The following is a 14,346-nucleotide window of genomic DNA, read 5'->3' as shown; positions in this document are numbered from 1 at the left end:
TCAGTGGTTGATCTTGATCTGCCACGCGGGCTGCGTCTGCGCCGCGCGCCACGTCGGGTACAGGGCGGAAGCCATCGTGGCAAGCACGGCCAGCAGCACGGTCAGTGCGATCAGCGAGGCATCCACATGCACGAGGCGTGCAATGTTCGGCGCGAAAAGTTCGCTGGCACCCATCACGCCCAGCAACGTCAGCGCCACGCCGAGCAGACCGCCGACGAAGCCGATGGTGGCTGCCTCGGTCAGGAACTGTCGGTAGATGGCCGTACGTGAAGCACCCAAGGCACGACGTATGCCGATTTCTGGTGCGCGCCGCATGAATCGGGCCAGCATGAGTCCGACGACGTTGACCAGAATGATCAGCAGAAAACTCGCCGAGACCAGCATGGACAAGATGGATACGGCGGGTGTGCCCACCTCGTAGGCCAGCCAGTCCGTGAGGTTGCGCAGGCGTATGTTGGGTGCCCACGAGAAGCGCCCGAGGCGTTGCTGTTCTTCCGCATAGTTGTGCAGGTATTCGCGGAAGCGGTTCACCTCGGCGGGCGTATCCAGTTCCGCCCACGCATCGATCCGGTCGCATTCGCTGTGCAGGTAGGCATCCCAGTGGGTAGTGTCCGCTCGCCATGATGCAGTCGGGCAGAAGACGGCCTCGCTGTTCTTCTTCATGTCGGTGGCGCGGGTGAACGGGATGTAGATATCTCCTGTGTCCTCGAAGCCGAAGTTGTATGCCGAGTGATGACTGCCGAGGTCGAAAAAGCGCGGTCGCGGGTTCCAGTCCTGCAACACGCCACTGACCCGAAAGAGTTGGCCGTCCAACTGGATCTCTCGCCCGATGCTGTCTTGCCCGCCAAACAGCGTCTCGTTCAAGCTCTGGCTGATCACGGCCACATTGGCGTGACGGGCATCGTCATCCGCCGTCCAGCCACCGCCGAAGCGGAAAAGCACCTCGAACATCGGGAAGAAGTCAGCGGTCACCGCATCGCCACCCAGCGACATGGCAGGAACCGAAGAGTTGTCCGATTGCACTTGCCATGTCGTGGCATACAGCACGGTCAGCCGGCTTGCCTTGTGCGCCTGCCACAGCGCCATCGCATCGACGTAGCTCAGCGACCAATACGGTTCGCCACCATCGTTGTAATCCGGGCCGAGATTGTCGATCAACGGCACATACAGCCGCGAAGACTTATCGGGCAGGGGATTGCCCGTGGTCGCGCGGAACACCGCGTAGGACACCATGCAGGCCGACACGCCGAACGCCAGCAGCGCGATCACCAGCGCCGTCAAAGCCTTGTTTCGTGCACTACTCCGCAACGCCAGTGCGACGTAATACCTCCACATGACGCCCCCTGTGACCTTGCCTGATTATCGGTGGATACGTGGCCCGCCGATCCGGGAAACGAGGATGCTTCATTTGGCTGGCAAAGAACAGTTGCCCGGATGCCGGCAGGCGCCCGAAGCCTTCTGGAAAGCGATGGGAGGTCGGGTCTTTCGTTGAATCCCAGCGGGTGTGGCTGGTGCTCAGCCGACCGCGTCGCGGATCGCTTCGGGCAGTGGCACCGGCTTGCCGGTGGCCGGATCCATCCACACCATCACCACGTTGCCGTCGCAGTACAGGCGTTCGCCGTCGCGTGCGTCCACGATGCGGTGGGCGATGGTCATCGAGCTGTTGCCGATGCGCTCGCAGTAGAGCTCCACATGCAGCTGCGCGGGCCATTCGATCGGGCGGCGGTAGTTGAGCTGCACGGCGGCCATCACCGGCATGGCGTGTTCGCTGAACCACGGGCCGGGCACGTGGCTCAGCCACTGCAACCGCGCCTCTTCGAGGTAGGTGAGGTAGTTGGAGTTGTTGACGTGGTTGAAGGCGTCGAGGTCGCGCCAGCGCGCGGCGATGTCCGCGGTGAACAGCGCTTGCGGCGTGGCTGTTGCTACTTCAATGGTTGCCGATGTGGTGGCGACGGGTTCGGTTTTCTTGCCGCGGCGCCTGGGCTTGGGTGACTCGTTGTCGGTCTTGCTCATGGGGTCTTCTTTCTTCCGCGCATCGGCTTGTGCTTGTCGGCCGAGGCGATGTGCTTGAGTTCGTTCTTGGTCCGCTTCGCGACGGCGGGCTTGGCCGATTTCAGGTGCGGCGCGAGGAAGTGGCCGGTGTGCGAACCGGGCGTGGCGGCCACGGTTTCCGGCGTGCCGGCGACCAGGATGCGGCCGCCGCCGGCGCCGCCCTCGGGGCCGAGGTCGACCACCCAGTCGGCGGTCTTGATCACGTCGAGGTTGTGTTCGATCACCACCACGGTGTTGCCCTGGTCGACCAGCTGGTGCAGCACGTCGAGCAGTTGCTCGATGTCGTGGAAGTGCAGGCCGGTGGTGGGCTCGTCGAGGATGTACAGCGTGTTGCCGGTGTCGCGCTTGCTGAGCTCCTTGGACAGCTTCACGCGCTGCGCCTCGCCGCCGGACAGCGTGGTCGCGCTCTGGCCGAGCTTGATGTAGTCCAGGCCTACCGCGCGCAGCGTGTCCAGCTTGCGCGCGATGGTGGGCACGTTCTCGAACAGCTTCAGCGCGTCCTCCACCGTCATGTCGAGCACGTCGGCGATAGTGTGGCCCTTGTAGTGGATCTCCAGCGTCTCGCGGTTGTAGCGCTTGCCGTGGCAGACGTCGCAGGGCACGTAGACGTCGGGCAGGAAGTGCATTTCCACCTTCAGCATGCCGTCGCCTTCGCAGGCTTCGCAGCGGCCGCCGCGCACATTGAAGCTGAAACGGCCCGGCTCGTAGCCGCGCGCGCGCGCCTCCGGCACCTGCGCGAACAGCTCGCGCAGCGGGGTGAACAGGCCGGTATAGGTGGCCGGGTTGGAACGCGGCGTGCGGCCGATCGGCGACTGGTCGATGTCCACCACCTTGTCGAACAGCTGCAGGCCCTCCACCGACTTGAACGGCGCGGGCTGCGTGCCGGCGCCGTTGAGTTCGCTGGCGGCGAGGCGGAACAAGGTGTCGTTGACCAGGGTGGACTTGCCCGAGCCGGAGACGCCGGTGACGCAGGTGAACAGGCCGGCCGGAATCGCTAGGTCCACGTTCTTCAGGTTGTTGCCATTGGCGCCGCGCAGATGCAACCAGTACGAGTCGTCGTTGGGCTGGCGGCGCTGCTTCGGCACTTCGATGGCGCGCTCGCCGGTAAGGAATTGGCCGGTGACGGAGCGCTTCGAGGCAAGGATGTCCTTCACCGTGCCCTGCGCCACGATCTCGCCGCCGTGCACGCCGGCGCCGGGGCCGATGTCGAGCACGTGGTCGGCCATGCGGATGGCGTCCTCGTCGTGCTCGACCACGATCACCGTGTTGCCGAGATCGCGCAGGCGGGTGAGCGTGCCGAGCAGTCGTTCGTTGTCGCGCTGGTGCAGGCCGATCGAGGGTTCGTCCAGCACGTACATCACGCCGACCAGGCCGGCGCCGATCTGCGAGGCGAGGCGGATGCGTTGCGCCTCGCCGCCGGACAGCGTGTCGGCCTGGCGATCCAGCGTGAGGTAGTTGAGGCCCACGTCGTTGAGGAAGGTGAGGCGCTCGCGGATCTCCTTGACGATCTTCGCCGCGATCTCGCCGCGCCAGCCGGTGAGCGTCAGGTCGGCGAAGAACGCCAGCGCATCGTCGATGGAGCGGTTGGTCAGCGCGGGCAGGGCGTGGTCGGCCACGAACACGTTGCGGGCCGAGCGGTTCAGGCGCTGGCCTTCGCACTCGGGGCAGGGATGGTCGCTGATGTACTTGGCCAGCTCCTCGCGCACTGCGGTGGATTCGGTTTCCTTGTAGCGCCGTTCCAGGTTCGGCAGGATGCCTTCGAACGTGTGTTCGCGGGTCACCCGGCCGCCGCGCTCGGTGAGGTAGCGGAAGGCGATCTTCTCCTTGCCGCTGCCGTACAGGATCGCCTGCTGGGTGGCCTTGGGCAGATCCTGCCAGTGGGTGTCCACGTCGAAGCCGTAGTGCGCGGCCAGCGACTGCAGCATCTGGAAGTAGTGCGGATTGCGCCGGTCCCAGCCGCGGATCGCGCCGCCGGACAGCGGCAGCTCCGGGTGGCCCACCACGCGCGCGGGGTCGAACACCTGGGTCACGCCAAGGCCATCGCAACTCGGGCAGGCGCCGACCGGCGAGTTGAACGAGAACAGCCGCGGCTCCAGCTCCGGCAACGAGTAGTCGCAGACCGGGCAGGAGTAGCGCGAGGAGTAGAGCTGCTCCTTCGCGGACGGATCGTCCATGTCGGCCAGGATCACCAGCCCATCGCCCAGCCGCAGCGCGGTCTCGAAGGATTCGGCCAGGCGCTGCTTGATGTCGTCGCGCGGGCGGAAGCGGTCGATCACCGCCTCGATGGTGTGTTTGATGCGCAGGCCCAGCGGCGGCACCGCGTCGAGGTCGTACACCGCACCATCCACGCGGGCGCGCACGAAGCCCTGCGCGCGCAGCTGCTCGAACACCTGCACGTGCTCGCCCTTGCGCTCGCGCACCACCGGGGCCAGCAGCATCCAGCGCTTCCCGGGGTCCAGTGCGAGCGTGGCGTCCACCATCTGGCTCACCGTCTGCGCCTCCAGCGGGATGCCGTGGTCGGGGCAGCGCGGGGTGCCCACGCGGGCGTAGAGCAGGCGCAGGTAGTCGTAGACCTCGGTGATCGTGCCCACGGTGGAGCGCGGGTTGTGCGAGGTGGACTTCTGCTCGATCGAGATCGCCGGCGACAGACCCTCGATGTGGTCGACGTCGGGCTTCTCCATCATCGACAGGAACTGCCGTGCATAGGCCGACAGCGATTCCACGTAGCGCCGCTGGCCTTCCGCGTAGATGGTGTCGAAGGCCAGCGAGCTCTTGCCGGAGCCGGACAGGCCGGTGATCACGATCAGCTTGTCGCGCGGCAGGTCGAGGTCGATGTTCTTGAGGTTGTGCGTGCGCGCGCCGCGGATGCGGATGGTGTCCATGCGTGGGGTCGCGAGGGGAAAAGTGAACTATACCAAACCGGGCAGGTTACTTATTGCCTGCGGAGGTGGTGTTTCCAAGGGCTGGTCAGGAATTGACCAAGGTGCTGGCGGCTGGATACAATCCGCGGTTCGTCCGGCCCGAAAGGCCGTGACGGCACCCAAGAGAATAACGACAGAAGGGATAATCCCATGAGTTACGCAGTCATCAAGACCGGTGGCAAGCAGTACCGCGTGCAGCAGGGCGATGTCCTGCGCGTGGAGCTGCTGGACGCCGAAGAAGGCGCCGCCGTGAAGTTCGACCAGGTGCTGCTGGTCGGCGAAGGCGAGTCGATCACCGTTGGTGCGCCCACCGTGGCCGGCGCCACCGTGTCCGCCACCGTGCGCAAGCACGGCCGCGCCGACAAGATCCGCATCGTCAAGTTCCGCCGCCGCAAGCACTACAAGCGGCAGCAGGGCCACCGCCAGCACTTCACCGAAGTCGAGATCACGGGCATCAACGCCTGATACAGCCGGAGTAAACAGTCATGGCACACAAAAAAGGCGTAGGTTCGTCCCGCAACGGTCGCGACTCCAACCCGAAGTACCTGGGCGTGAAGGTGTACGGCGGCCAGGCCGTTGAGGCCGGCAACATCATCGTGCGCCAGCGCGGCACCCAGTTCCATGCCGGCACCGGCGTGGGCCTCGGCCGCGACCACACCCTGTTCGCCCTGGTGGACGGCAAGGTGGAGTTCAAGGTCCGCGGCGAGCAGAACCGTCGTTTCGTCAGCGTCGTCAAGGGCTGATCCTTCTCGAAGCTGCAGCGAAAGCCCCGCTTCGGCGGGGCTTTTGTTTTTGCGAGGCGGGGGCGGGATTTTCCCGAGTAAGCTTGTTCCCCCCGCTTCATCCGTTCCTCTCCGATTCCTCGTTCCCGGTTCCCATGTCATGAAATTCGTCGACGAAGCCATCATCAAGGTCCAAGCCGGCGACGGCGGCAACGGCTGCGCGAGTTTCCGCCGCGAGAAGTTCATCCCGTTCGGCGGCCCGGACGGCGGCGACGGCGGCAGCGGCGGTTCGGTGTGGCTGGCCGCCGACGAGGGCCTCAACACCCTGGTCGATTTCCGCCACCAGCGCAGCTACAAGGCACAGCGCGGCCAGAACGGCATGGGCAGCGACATGTACGGCAAGGGCGGCGAGGACACCACGATCCGCGTGCCGGTCGGCACCGTGGTCACCAACGTCGATACCGACGAGACCATCGGCGACCTCACCGCGCACGGCCAGCGCCTGCTGGTGGCGCAGGGCGGCAAGGGCGGCCTCGGCAACATCCATTTCAAGAGCTCGGTGAACCGTGCGCCGCGCCAGTTCACCCAGGGCACGCCGGGCGAAACGCGCGAGTTGAAGCTGGAACTGCGCCTGCTCGCCGACGTGGGCCTGCTCGGTTTTCCCAATGCGGGCAAGTCCACCTTCATCCGTGCGGTGTCGGCGGCCACGCCGCGGGTGGCGGATTACCCGTTCACCACCCTGCATCCGAACCTCGGCGTGGTGAGCCTGGGCACCGATCAGAGTTTCGTGATCGCCGACATCCCCGGACTGATCGAAGGCGCGGCCGACGGCGCCGGCCTTGGCATCCAGTTCCTGCGCCACGTGTCGCGCACCAGCCTGCTGCTGCACCTGGTCGACAGCGCGCCGATCGACGACACCGATCCGGTGGAACAGGTGCGCGCGATCGAGCACGAACTGGCGAAGTTCAATCCGGAACTGCTGGAACGGCCGCGCTGGCTGGTGCTGAACAAGTCCGACGCACTGCCCGAGGACGAGCGCCAGCAGGTGGCGGAGGACATCGTGCGTCGTCTCGACTGGAAGGCGCCGTGGTTCCTGGTTTCGGCACTGGCGCGCGAGAACACCATGGTGGTGTGCCAACAGGTGCAGCGCTTCTTCGAGGAACAGCGCATGGCGCGCGCGGAAGAACGCGCCGAAATCGCCCCCGGCGACGTGCGCCTGCGCGGCGAGCCGTAGGGGTCGTAGGAGCGGCTTCAGCCGCGATTGCCTTGCGCGTGGAAATCGCGGCTGAAGCCGCTCCTACACGCTGCGGTGCAGGATCAGCTCCAGCACCGCCTTGCTGCCGAAGAAGGCCAGCAGCAGCACGGCCATGCCGGCCAGGCACAGGTTCACCGCGCTGCGCCCGCGCCAGCCGTGCTTCCAGCGTCCCCACAGCAGCACGCCGAAGATCAGCCAGGCAAGCACGCTGAGCACCGTGGTGTGGATCAGGTGCTGGGCGCGGATGTTCTGGATGAACAGCGCGCCGCTCAGCAGGGTGAGCGTGAGCAGGGCGAAGCCGCCACCGATCAGGCGGAACAGCAGCGATTCGGTCTGGGTCAGCGGCGGCAGCGCGCGTACCAGCCGGATCGGGCGGTGCGTGCGCAGCGCGCGCTCCTGCACCGCCAGCAGCACCGCCACCCCCGCGGCGATCGACAGCAGGCTGTAGCCGAGCAGGGCGATCGCCACGTGCAGGCTGATCTGCCAGTCCAGCGGGTTCGGCGTGGTGGGCGGCGCGAGGAACACGTCCAGTCCCAACAATAGCGCCGCCAGCGGGAACACGATCACGCCCAGCCCCGCCACCGGCCGTGACAGGTTCACCAGCAGGGTCAGCGCCGCCACCACGCAGGCGACCAGCGACAGCGCGGCGAAGAAGTGCAGGTCCAGCCGCCCGCCGTGCGCGCCTAGCAGCACTGCTATATGCAGCAGCACGGCCAACGTGGCGATGGACAGGCCCAGCCGCTGCGGCGTGCGCGGGCAGCCGGTCAGCGGAGCCGCCAGCAGGCTGGCGCCGCCGAGATAGAACACGATGGCGAGGATGGAAAGCAGGGCGAGCGACATAGCTTGGAAGTGTCGCACAGCCCTTCACCAAGCCGGAATGGTTCTCATCGGCACACGATGCTTGACATATTTAGAAAAATATCTAAATATCTAGACAAGTTCCGCGAACGATGTACCTCATGAAGCAGCAGGAAGTGTTCAAGGCCATGGCCGATCCCACCCGGCGCGCGATCCTCAAGCGCCTGCAGGATGGCCCGCTCACCGCCGGCGAAATCGGCGAGGCGTTCGACATCACGCCGGCCTCGCTGTCGCACCACTTCGCCGTGCTCAAGCACGCCGACCTGGTGCGCACCGAGCGGCGCGGCCAGTACATCGTCTATTCGCTCAACAGCACCGTGTTCGAGGATCTCACGCGCATGGTGCTGGATCTGTTTCCGTCGGTCGGGAGTCGTGGGGGCAAATGATGAAACTGCAACGCAATCTGTGGGTGTCCGTGGTCTTTGTCGCGGTGGCGGTGGCTGCGGGTGCGTGGCTGTATCCGCAGTTGCCAGCCGAAGTGCCCACGCATTGGGATCTGCACAACCACGTCAACGGCATCACGTCGCGCTTCTGGGCAGCCGCCTTCCCGACGCTGGGCGTGCTCGCCGTGGCAGTGCTGTCCGTGGTGTTGCCGGCGGCTTCGCCGCGCCAGTTTGCGATCAGGCGGTTCGGAGACGTGTGGGGCGTGCTGATGCTGGTCATGCAGGGTTTCGTGCTGGTCGCCAGCCTGGGCATGTTGCTGGCCGGGGCCGGCTATGCCGTGTCGATGCCGACCATCGTCATGCTGGCGACCGGCGTGTTGTACCTGCTGCTCGGCAATTACATGGGCAAGCTGCGCCGCAACTTCTTCATCGGCATCCGCACGCCATGGACGCTGGCCAGCGATGCGGTGTGGGAACGCACGCACCGCTTCGGCGGCCGCCTGTTCATGCTGGGCGGCCTGGTGACGGTGCTCATCGCCCTGGTCGATCCCGCACCGTGGCTGCTGCTGATCGTGCTGGCGGCGATGTGGCTGATCGCGGCGGGTTATTCGTATTTCATCCACCTGCGGCTGGAAGGCAGCCGCTGATCGGGAGGGTCGGGACATGGTCAATCGGGCAAAGGGCATGATGACGGCGCTGCTGGGCCTGACGCTGGCGGCACCTGCGGGGGCGAAGCCGGCCGATGCCTGCCGCGCACACGGACAGGCGGCGCTGGAAGCGTGGACGCAGGGACACTACGACCAGGCCGGCAGGGATTTCGCCCCGGCGATGGCCGCCAAGCTCACGCCGGAGATGCTGCGCCAGGTCTGGGGGCAGCTGCAGGTGCAGGCCGGCAGCTTCAAGTCGTTGGGTACCCTGGTGCCACGGTCGCTGGGCGGGCAGGACGTGCTGGTCGCGCCGCTGACGTTTTCCAGTGCGTCGCTGGCGGCGGTCCTCCACTGCGACGCGCAGGGCCGCATCGACGGTTTCCGGGTGGTGCCGGCCGCGTCGGTGGAGCCAGCCGCCGCCGCGCCGGAGCCGGCGATACCCGGCGCGGTGTCGCGGGCATTGCCGGTGCCTTCGCCGCTGGGACCGCTGCAGGGCACGCTGACCCTGCCCGAAGGCGAGGGGCCGTTCCCGGCGGTGCTGCTGGTGGCCGGCTCCGGGCCGCACGACGAGGACGAGACGATCGGCCCGAACAAGCCGTTCCGTGATCTGGCCGAGGGACTGGCCAAGGCGGGCGTGGCCACGTTGCGTTACGACAAGCGCACCTACGCCTACGCCGCACAGGTCGCCGGCAAGCCCATCACCGTGGACGACGAGGTGACCGACGACGCGCTGGCTGCCGCGCGCCTGCTGGCGCGGCAGCCGGGCATCGATCCGCACCGCGTGTTCGTGCTGGGGCACAGTCTGGGCGGGTTGATGGCGCCCCGCATCGGCGAGCGTGACCCGCACCTCGCCGGCCTGATCCTGCTGGGAACGCCGGCGAGTTTCGGCCTGGATACGCTGGTGCGCCAGATGCGATACATCGGGCACCTGCAAGGCACGCCCACGGCCGAACTGGACAAGGAGCTGGCGCCTGTCATCGACGCCCGTGACGCGATGGCCCGCGCCAATCCCGCCAAGCCGCCGGAAGGTTCGTTCCTGAATGCGCCGGCCAGCTATTGGCTGAGCCTCCGGGACTACAACGCGGTCACTGCGGCGGAATCCCTGCACATGCCGATGCTGGTGCTGCAGGGCGGCGGCGATTACCAGGTGACGCCCGAAGGCGACTTCGTCCATTGGCAGGCGGCTTTCGCGCACAGCCAGAGAGTGCGGCTGAAGGAGTATCCGGGCCTGAGCCACCTGTTCATGCCCGCCGGCCAGCCGCCATCACCGGCGGATCTCTACAAGCCTGGGCATGTCGATGCCCGGGTGGTCGACGATGTCGCCCGCTGGATCAAGGAGCAGCCTGCCAGTTCCTGAGGCGGCGATCCGGACCGTCACGCCGGCAGCGGTGGTGCTGCGTGGTCTCAAGGCCTGGCGCCGGCCTCCGGCAGACGGAGTGGTTCTCATCGGTGCAATGGCATTTACAATATTTAGAAAGATATCTAAATATCTAGATAATCTCCCCGGGCGATACATCCGATGAAACAGCAGGAAGTGTTCAAGGCCATGGCCGATCCCACCCGGCGCGCGATCCTCAGGCGCCTGCAGGACGGCCTGCTCGCCGCCGGCGAAATCGGCGAGGCGTTCGACATCACACCGGCGTCGCTGTCGCACCACTTCGCCGTGCTCAAGCAAGCCGACCTGGTGCGCACCGAGCGCCGCGGCCAGCACATCGTCTATTCGCTCAACAGCACCGTGTTCGAGGATCTCGCGCGGACGCTGATGGATCTGTTCCCCGCCAAGGGCAAGGCTGGAGGCAAGTGATGAAACCCGCACGTACCTTGATCGTTTCCGCCATTTTCGTGGCCATCGCCGTCGGCATGGCGGTCTGGCTCTGGCCGCACTTGCCGGCACGCATACCTTTCCACTGGGGTCCTGGCGGACAGGTGGATGGATACGCCCCGCGGTTTCAGGTCGCGGCCATGTGGCCTCTGGTGATCATCGGGATGGCCGTGCTCACGGTGGCATTGCCGCGCATCTCGCCGAAGCGTTTCGAGATGGAATCCTTCGCCGGCATCTACGCCGTGCTGATGCTGGCAGGCCAGGGCATGGTGCTGGTGCTCGGCATCGCGATGCTGCTGGCCGGCGCCGGCCATGCCGTGCCGATGGCGACCATCGCGCCGCTGGCAGCCGGCGTGCTGCTGACGGTACTGGGCAATTACATGGGCAAGCTGCGCCGCAACTTCTTCGCCGGCATCCGCACGCCATGGACGCTGGCCAGCGAGGCAGTGTGGGAGCGCACTCATCGGCTGGCCGGCTGGATGTACGTACTGGCCGGCGTGGCGATGGCCGTCCTCGGCTTGGCAGGCGCCCTGTTGGGCTGGGGGCTGGCGGTCGTGGTGATCCTGGCGCTGCTTCCTCACGTGTGTTCGTACTTCATCTATCGACGCCTCGAAGGGCGCCATCTGTCGGAAGGAGATGTGCCATGAAGCTGTGTTCGATCATGCCGGCTGTTGCAGTCGCAGCCATCCTGTTCACGCCGGTGGTTCGCGCCGCCGATGCGCTCTCGCCGGCTTGCCTGGCCCGTGCAACTGCGTCGCTGGATGCCTGGGTGCACGGCGATTATGCCGGTGCGCGCAAGGATTTCGGCGGCACGCTCGCCAGCAAGGTGGATGCTGCCAAGCTCGAGCAGGGGCGGGAGTTGCTTCAGGATACGCTCGGCGCCTACCGCTCACACGACCCGCTGCAGCAGAAAGTCCTCGCTGGCCATGTCGTTGCCGTCTCGAAGCTGAGTTTCGCCAACATGCAGTTGGGCTTCATGGCGGCATGCGACATGCAGGACAAGATCGTCAGTTACAACTTCATGCCTGTGGAGGAGCTTGACGCCACTGCCGTGCAGGCGCACGTCGAAGCCGATGGCGTGCGGGTGTTGCCACTGGACGTGCCGACGCCGGTCGGTCCATTGCGCGGCGCATTGACCCTGCCATCGGGAAGCGGGCCGTTTCCCGCCATGGTGCTGTTGGCAGGCTCCGGCCCGCACGACATGGATGAAACCGTTGGACCGAACAAGCCGCTCCAGGACATCGCCGAGGGGCTGGCACATGCGGGCATAGCCTCGCTGCGCTACGACAAGCGCACTTTCGATCACCCCAAGAGCGGCGCCGGTCTCGTGGTCGATGCAGAGGTGACCGACGATGCCGTGGCGGCGGCCCGGCTGCTGGCGCAGCAGAAAGCGGTCGATCCGAGACGCGTGTTCGTACTCGGCCACAGCTTGAGCGCAATGATGGCGCCACGCATCGGCCAGCGCGCCCCGCAACTGGCTGGATTGGTGCTGCTGGGGGCGCCGGCCCGATCCTTGCTCGACGTATCGGCCGAGCAGGTGCGCGTACTGGGGCAGCGGGATCACGCTACGGCGGCGCAGATTGCTGCCCGCGAACAGGCGATCGCCGCGGAGCAAAAACTGCTGGCTGGCGCCGATCCGCGGCATCCGCCGGCCGGTTCGTTTGCGAGCATACCGCATGCCTACTGGCTGAGCCTGCACGAATACCATCAGGTAGTAGCGGCGAAGGCGCTGTCGATGCCCATGCTGATCCTGCAAGGTGGTAGCGATTTCCAAGTGTCGCCCACATTGGACTTCGCGCGCTGGCAGCAGGAACTGGCCGGTCGACCGCAGACGACGTTCCGCCTGTATCCCGGCCTCAGTCACTTCTTCATGCTTGCGGGCAAGACGGGGACGGCGGCCGACTTCAAGGTACCTGCCCATGTGGATGCAAAAGTGATCGACGACATCGCTACATGGGTCAAGGCGCAGCCTGCGCATTGAGCGTCGAACAGGCCCCGGGCGGCCTCGGTTATAATCACCCGTTCGCTCATACCGATGCCGCGCCCATGTTCGAATCGCTCAGTCAACGCCTCTCCACCACCGTCAACCGCCTGCGCGGCCGCGGCCGGTTGACCGAGGAGAACATCCGCGAAGCCCTGCGCGAAGTGCGCATCGCATTGCTGGAGGCCGACGTGGCGCTGCCGGTGGTGCAGGCGCTGATCCAGCGCGTCAAGGTGCGCGCGGTGGGCCAGGACGTGATGAGGAGCCTGTCGCCGGGCCAGGCGCTGGTGAAGGTGGTCAGCGACGAGCTGACCACGGTGATGGGCACGGCCAACAGCGAGCTGAACCTCGCCGCCACGCCGCCGGCGGTGGTGCTGATGGCCGGCCTGCAGGGCGCCGGCAAGACCACCACGGTGGCCAAGCTGGCGCGCCTGCTGACCGAGCGCAAGAAGAAAAAGGTGATGGTGGTGAGCTGCGACGTCTATCGTCCGGCCGCCATCGAGCAGTTGCGCACGCTGGCCGGGCAGGTAGGCGTGAAGTTCTTCCCGTCCGAGGCCGGTCAGGATCCGGTGCAGATCGCGAAGGACGCGATCGCCGCGGCCCGCCGCGAGGTGGTCGACGTGCTGCTGGTCGACACTGCCGGCCGCCTGCACGTGGACGAGGCGATGATGGCCGAGATCAAGGCGCTGCACGCCGCGATCACGCCGATCGAGACCCTGTTCGTGGTCGATTCGATGACCGGCCAGGATGCCGCCACCACGGCCAAGGCCTTCGCCGACGCGTTGCCGCTCACCGGCGTGGTGCTGACCAAGACCGACGGCGATGCCCGCGGCGGCGCGGCGCTGTCGGTGCGCTACATAACCGGCCGGCCGATCAAGTTCCTCGGCGCCGGCGAGAAGACCGACGCGCTGGAGCCGTTCCATCCGGACCGCCTGGCGCAGCGCATCCTCGGCATGGGCGACGTGCTGTCGCTGGTCGAGGAGGTCGAGCGCAAGGTTGACCACGAGAAGGCGCAGAAGCTGGCCCAGAAGGTGATGAAGGGCAAGCGCTTCGACCTCGAGGACATGCGCGACCAGCTGGAGCAGATGAATAACATGGGCGGCCTGGCCGGTCTGATGGACAAGCTGCCCGGCGTCTCCGGCCTGCCCGACAGCGTGAAGTCCAAGGTCAACGACGGCGAGATCAAGCGCATGGTGGCGATCATCGGCTCGATGACACCGAAGGAGCGCCGCCACCCCGACCTGCTGAACGGCTCGCGCCGTGCCCGCGTGGCCAAGGGCTCGGGCACCCAGGCCGCCGACGTCAACCGTCTGCTCAAGCAGTACATGCAGATGGAGAAGATGATGTCCAAGCTCTCCCGCGGCGGCGGCAAGGGCCTGCTGCGCCAGATGAGCGGCGCGCTGAAGGGCATGGGCGGGATGGGTGGCATGGGCGGACTTCCGCCGCGCTGACGCGAATGCGGAGGCGGGCCATGGATGGCCCGCGCGTTCCCATCGCCATGGCGATGGGAACGGAGCCAAGGCCGGCGAGCCGGCCTTGGCGAGCCCTGGAAGGGCAGGAAAGCCCTTCCAGGGCTTTCAGGCAAGGCTTTGGCTTTTCGAGCCAAGCTGCGTCGCGAACCGCGTAACCTCTTCCTTTTTCAATCACATCCCCCTAAAATGCCGCGTTTACCGCGCACGTCCACGTGCGTGTGGCCGGCGATTCC

14 protein-coding genes are annotated in these 14,346 nt (G+C 66.4%); 10 read left to right on the top strand and 4 right to left on the bottom strand.

Features of this window, described 5'->3' with window-relative positions; genetic code table 11:
- From ABQJ54_RS04555 to uvrA, 3 genes are all read right to left on the bottom strand, one after another.
- On the bottom strand, positions 1 to 1,335 hold the full coding sequence (locus ABQJ54_RS04555) for an ABC transporter permease (protein ID WP_367853077.1): 1,335 nt from the start codon (positions 1,333 to 1,335) through the stop codon (positions 1 to 3).
- Positions 1,336 to 1,515: 180 nt separating this feature from the next.
- Positions 1,516 to 2,013 carry a thioesterase family protein gene (locus ABQJ54_RS04550; protein WP_367853076.1) on the bottom strand — a complete coding sequence of 166 codons (498 nt, stop codon included), beginning with the start codon at positions 2,011 to 2,013 and terminating at the stop codon, positions 1,516 to 1,518.
- Positions 2,010 to 4,934 carry an excinuclease ABC subunit UvrA gene (gene uvrA, locus ABQJ54_RS04545; protein WP_367853075.1) on the bottom strand — a complete coding sequence of 975 codons (2,925 nt, stop codon included), beginning with the start codon at positions 4,932 to 4,934 and terminating at the stop codon, positions 2,010 to 2,012. Before uvrA ends, ABQJ54_RS04550 begins: the two co-directional genes overlap by 4 nt.
- Positions 4,935 to 5,123: 189 nt before the next feature.
- Here uvrA and rplU point away from each other — a divergent pair, with 189 nt between their 5' ends.
- The 3 genes from rplU to cgtA all read left to right on the top strand — a co-directional run bounded on the left by rplU (position 5,124) and on the right by cgtA (position 6,929).
- Positions 5,124 to 5,438: a 50S ribosomal protein L21 gene (gene rplU, locus ABQJ54_RS04540; protein WP_367853074.1), complete on the top strand. Its 315-nt coding sequence runs from the start codon at positions 5,124 to 5,126 to the stop codon at positions 5,436 to 5,438.
- 20 nt (positions 5,439 to 5,458) lie between these two features.
- Positions 5,459 to 5,716 carry a 50S ribosomal protein L27 gene (rpmA, locus tag ABQJ54_RS04535; protein WP_367853073.1) on the top strand — a complete coding sequence of 86 codons (258 nt, stop codon included), beginning with the start codon at positions 5,459 to 5,461 and terminating at the stop codon, positions 5,714 to 5,716.
- A 139-nt stretch (positions 5,717 to 5,855) separates the two neighbouring features.
- Positions 5,856 to 6,929, top strand: a complete 1,074-nt coding sequence (cgtA, locus tag ABQJ54_RS04530; protein ID WP_367853072.1) for an Obg family GTPase CgtA — start codon at positions 5,856 to 5,858, stop codon at positions 6,927 to 6,929.
- Positions 6,930 to 6,992: 63 nt separating this feature from the next.
- On the opposite strand, the gene ABQJ54_RS04525 is transcribed toward cgtA, so the two are convergent.
- Positions 6,993 to 7,790 carry a cytochrome C assembly family protein gene (locus tag ABQJ54_RS04525; RefSeq protein ID WP_367853071.1) on the bottom strand — a complete coding sequence of 266 codons (798 nt, stop codon included), beginning with the start codon at positions 7,788 to 7,790 and terminating at the stop codon, positions 6,993 to 6,995.
- Positions 7,791 to 7,909: 119 nt separating this feature from the next.
- Between ABQJ54_RS04525 and ABQJ54_RS04520 the strand changes: the two genes are divergently transcribed.
- The 7 genes from ABQJ54_RS04520 to ffh all read left to right on the top strand — a co-directional run bounded on the left by ABQJ54_RS04520 (position 7,910) and on the right by ffh (position 14,092).
- The gene (locus ABQJ54_RS04520) at positions 7,910 to 8,194 is read left to right on the top strand and encodes an autorepressor SdpR family transcription factor (RefSeq protein WP_367853070.1); all 285 of its coding nucleotides are present in this window, start codon (positions 7,910 to 7,912) and stop codon (positions 8,192 to 8,194) included.
- The gene (locus ABQJ54_RS04515; RefSeq protein WP_367853069.1) at positions 8,194 to 8,838 is read left to right on the top strand and encodes an SdpI family protein; all 645 of its coding nucleotides are present in this window, start codon (positions 8,194 to 8,196) and stop codon (positions 8,836 to 8,838) included. The genes ABQJ54_RS04520 and ABQJ54_RS04515 overlap by 1 nt, the downstream gene beginning before the upstream one ends.
- A 16-nt stretch (positions 8,839 to 8,854) precedes the next feature.
- Positions 8,855 to 10,195, top strand: coding sequence for an alpha/beta hydrolase (locus ABQJ54_RS04510; RefSeq protein WP_367853068.1), 1,341 nt, complete (start codon positions 8,855 to 8,857; stop codon positions 10,193 to 10,195).
- Between the two features lie 162 nt (positions 10,196 to 10,357).
- On the top strand, positions 10,358 to 10,642 hold the full coding sequence (locus ABQJ54_RS04505; RefSeq protein WP_367853067.1) for an autorepressor SdpR family transcription factor: 285 nt from the start codon (positions 10,358 to 10,360) through the stop codon (positions 10,640 to 10,642).
- Positions 10,642 to 11,307: an SdpI family protein gene (locus tag ABQJ54_RS04500; protein WP_367853066.1), complete on the top strand. Its 666-nt coding sequence runs from the start codon at positions 10,642 to 10,644 to the stop codon at positions 11,305 to 11,307. Before ABQJ54_RS04505 ends, ABQJ54_RS04500 begins: the two co-directional genes overlap by 1 nt.
- Entirely contained in the window at positions 11,304 to 12,641 is a 1,338-nt protein-coding gene (locus tag ABQJ54_RS04495) for an alpha/beta fold hydrolase (protein ID WP_367853065.1), read from the top strand. Before ABQJ54_RS04500 ends, ABQJ54_RS04495 begins: the two co-directional genes overlap by 4 nt.
- Positions 12,642 to 12,706: 65 nt before the next feature.
- Positions 12,707 to 14,092, top strand: a complete 1,386-nt coding sequence (gene ffh / locus ABQJ54_RS04490) for a signal recognition particle protein (protein ID WP_367853064.1) — start codon at positions 12,707 to 12,709, stop codon at positions 14,090 to 14,092.
- Positions 14,093 to 14,346 lie beyond the last annotated feature (254 nt).

Origin of the sequence: Rhodanobacter lycopersici, from assembly GCF_040812335.1 — a bacterium.
In the GTDB taxonomy this organism is placed as follows: Bacteria; Pseudomonadota; Gammaproteobacteria; order Xanthomonadales; family Rhodanobacteraceae; genus Rhodanobacter_A; species Rhodanobacter_A lycopersici.
Note: the sequence above shows the minus strand (reverse complement) of the source record. Positions and strands in the feature narration are given on the sequence as shown.

What these genes read in the sequence shown, in the direction of transcription:
- ABQJ54_RS04555 (WP_367853077.1), bottom strand. Translation starts at nt 1,335, where the DNA reads ATGTGGAGGTATTACGTCGCACTGGCGTTGCGGAGTAGTGCACGAAAC.
- ABQJ54_RS04550 (WP_367853076.1), bottom strand. Translation starts at nt 2,013, where the DNA reads ATGAGCAAGACCGACAACGAGTCACCCAAGCCCAGGCGCCGCGGCAAG.
- uvrA (WP_367853075.1), bottom strand. Translation starts at nt 4,934, where the DNA reads ATGGACACCATCCGCATCCGCGGCGCGCGCACGCACAACCTCAAGAAC.
- rplU (WP_367853074.1), top strand. Translation starts at nt 5,124, where the DNA reads ATGAGTTACGCAGTCATCAAGACCGGTGGCAAGCAGTACCGCGTGCAG.
- rpmA (WP_367853073.1), top strand. Translation starts at nt 5,459, where the DNA reads ATGGCACACAAAAAAGGCGTAGGTTCGTCCCGCAACGGTCGCGACTCC.
- cgtA (WP_367853072.1), top strand. Translation starts at nt 5,856, where the DNA reads ATGAAATTCGTCGACGAAGCCATCATCAAGGTCCAAGCCGGCGACGGC.
- ABQJ54_RS04525 (WP_367853071.1), bottom strand. Translation starts at nt 7,790, where the DNA reads ATGTCGCTCGCCCTGCTTTCCATCCTCGCCATCGTGTTCTATCTCGGC.
- ABQJ54_RS04520 (WP_367853070.1), top strand. Translation starts at nt 7,910, where the DNA reads ATGAAGCAGCAGGAAGTGTTCAAGGCCATGGCCGATCCCACCCGGCGC.
- ABQJ54_RS04515 (WP_367853069.1), top strand. Translation starts at nt 8,194, where the DNA reads ATGAAACTGCAACGCAATCTGTGGGTGTCCGTGGTCTTTGTCGCGGTG.
- ABQJ54_RS04510 (WP_367853068.1), top strand. Translation starts at nt 8,855, where the DNA reads ATGGTCAATCGGGCAAAGGGCATGATGACGGCGCTGCTGGGCCTGACG.
- ABQJ54_RS04505 (WP_367853067.1), top strand. Translation starts at nt 10,358, where the DNA reads ATGAAACAGCAGGAAGTGTTCAAGGCCATGGCCGATCCCACCCGGCGC.
- ABQJ54_RS04500 (WP_367853066.1), top strand. Translation starts at nt 10,642, where the DNA reads ATGAAACCCGCACGTACCTTGATCGTTTCCGCCATTTTCGTGGCCATC.
- ABQJ54_RS04495 (WP_367853065.1), top strand. Translation starts at nt 11,304, where the DNA reads ATGAAGCTGTGTTCGATCATGCCGGCTGTTGCAGTCGCAGCCATCCTG.
- ffh (WP_367853064.1), top strand. Translation starts at nt 12,707, where the DNA reads ATGTTCGAATCGCTCAGTCAACGCCTCTCCACCACCGTCAACCGCCTG.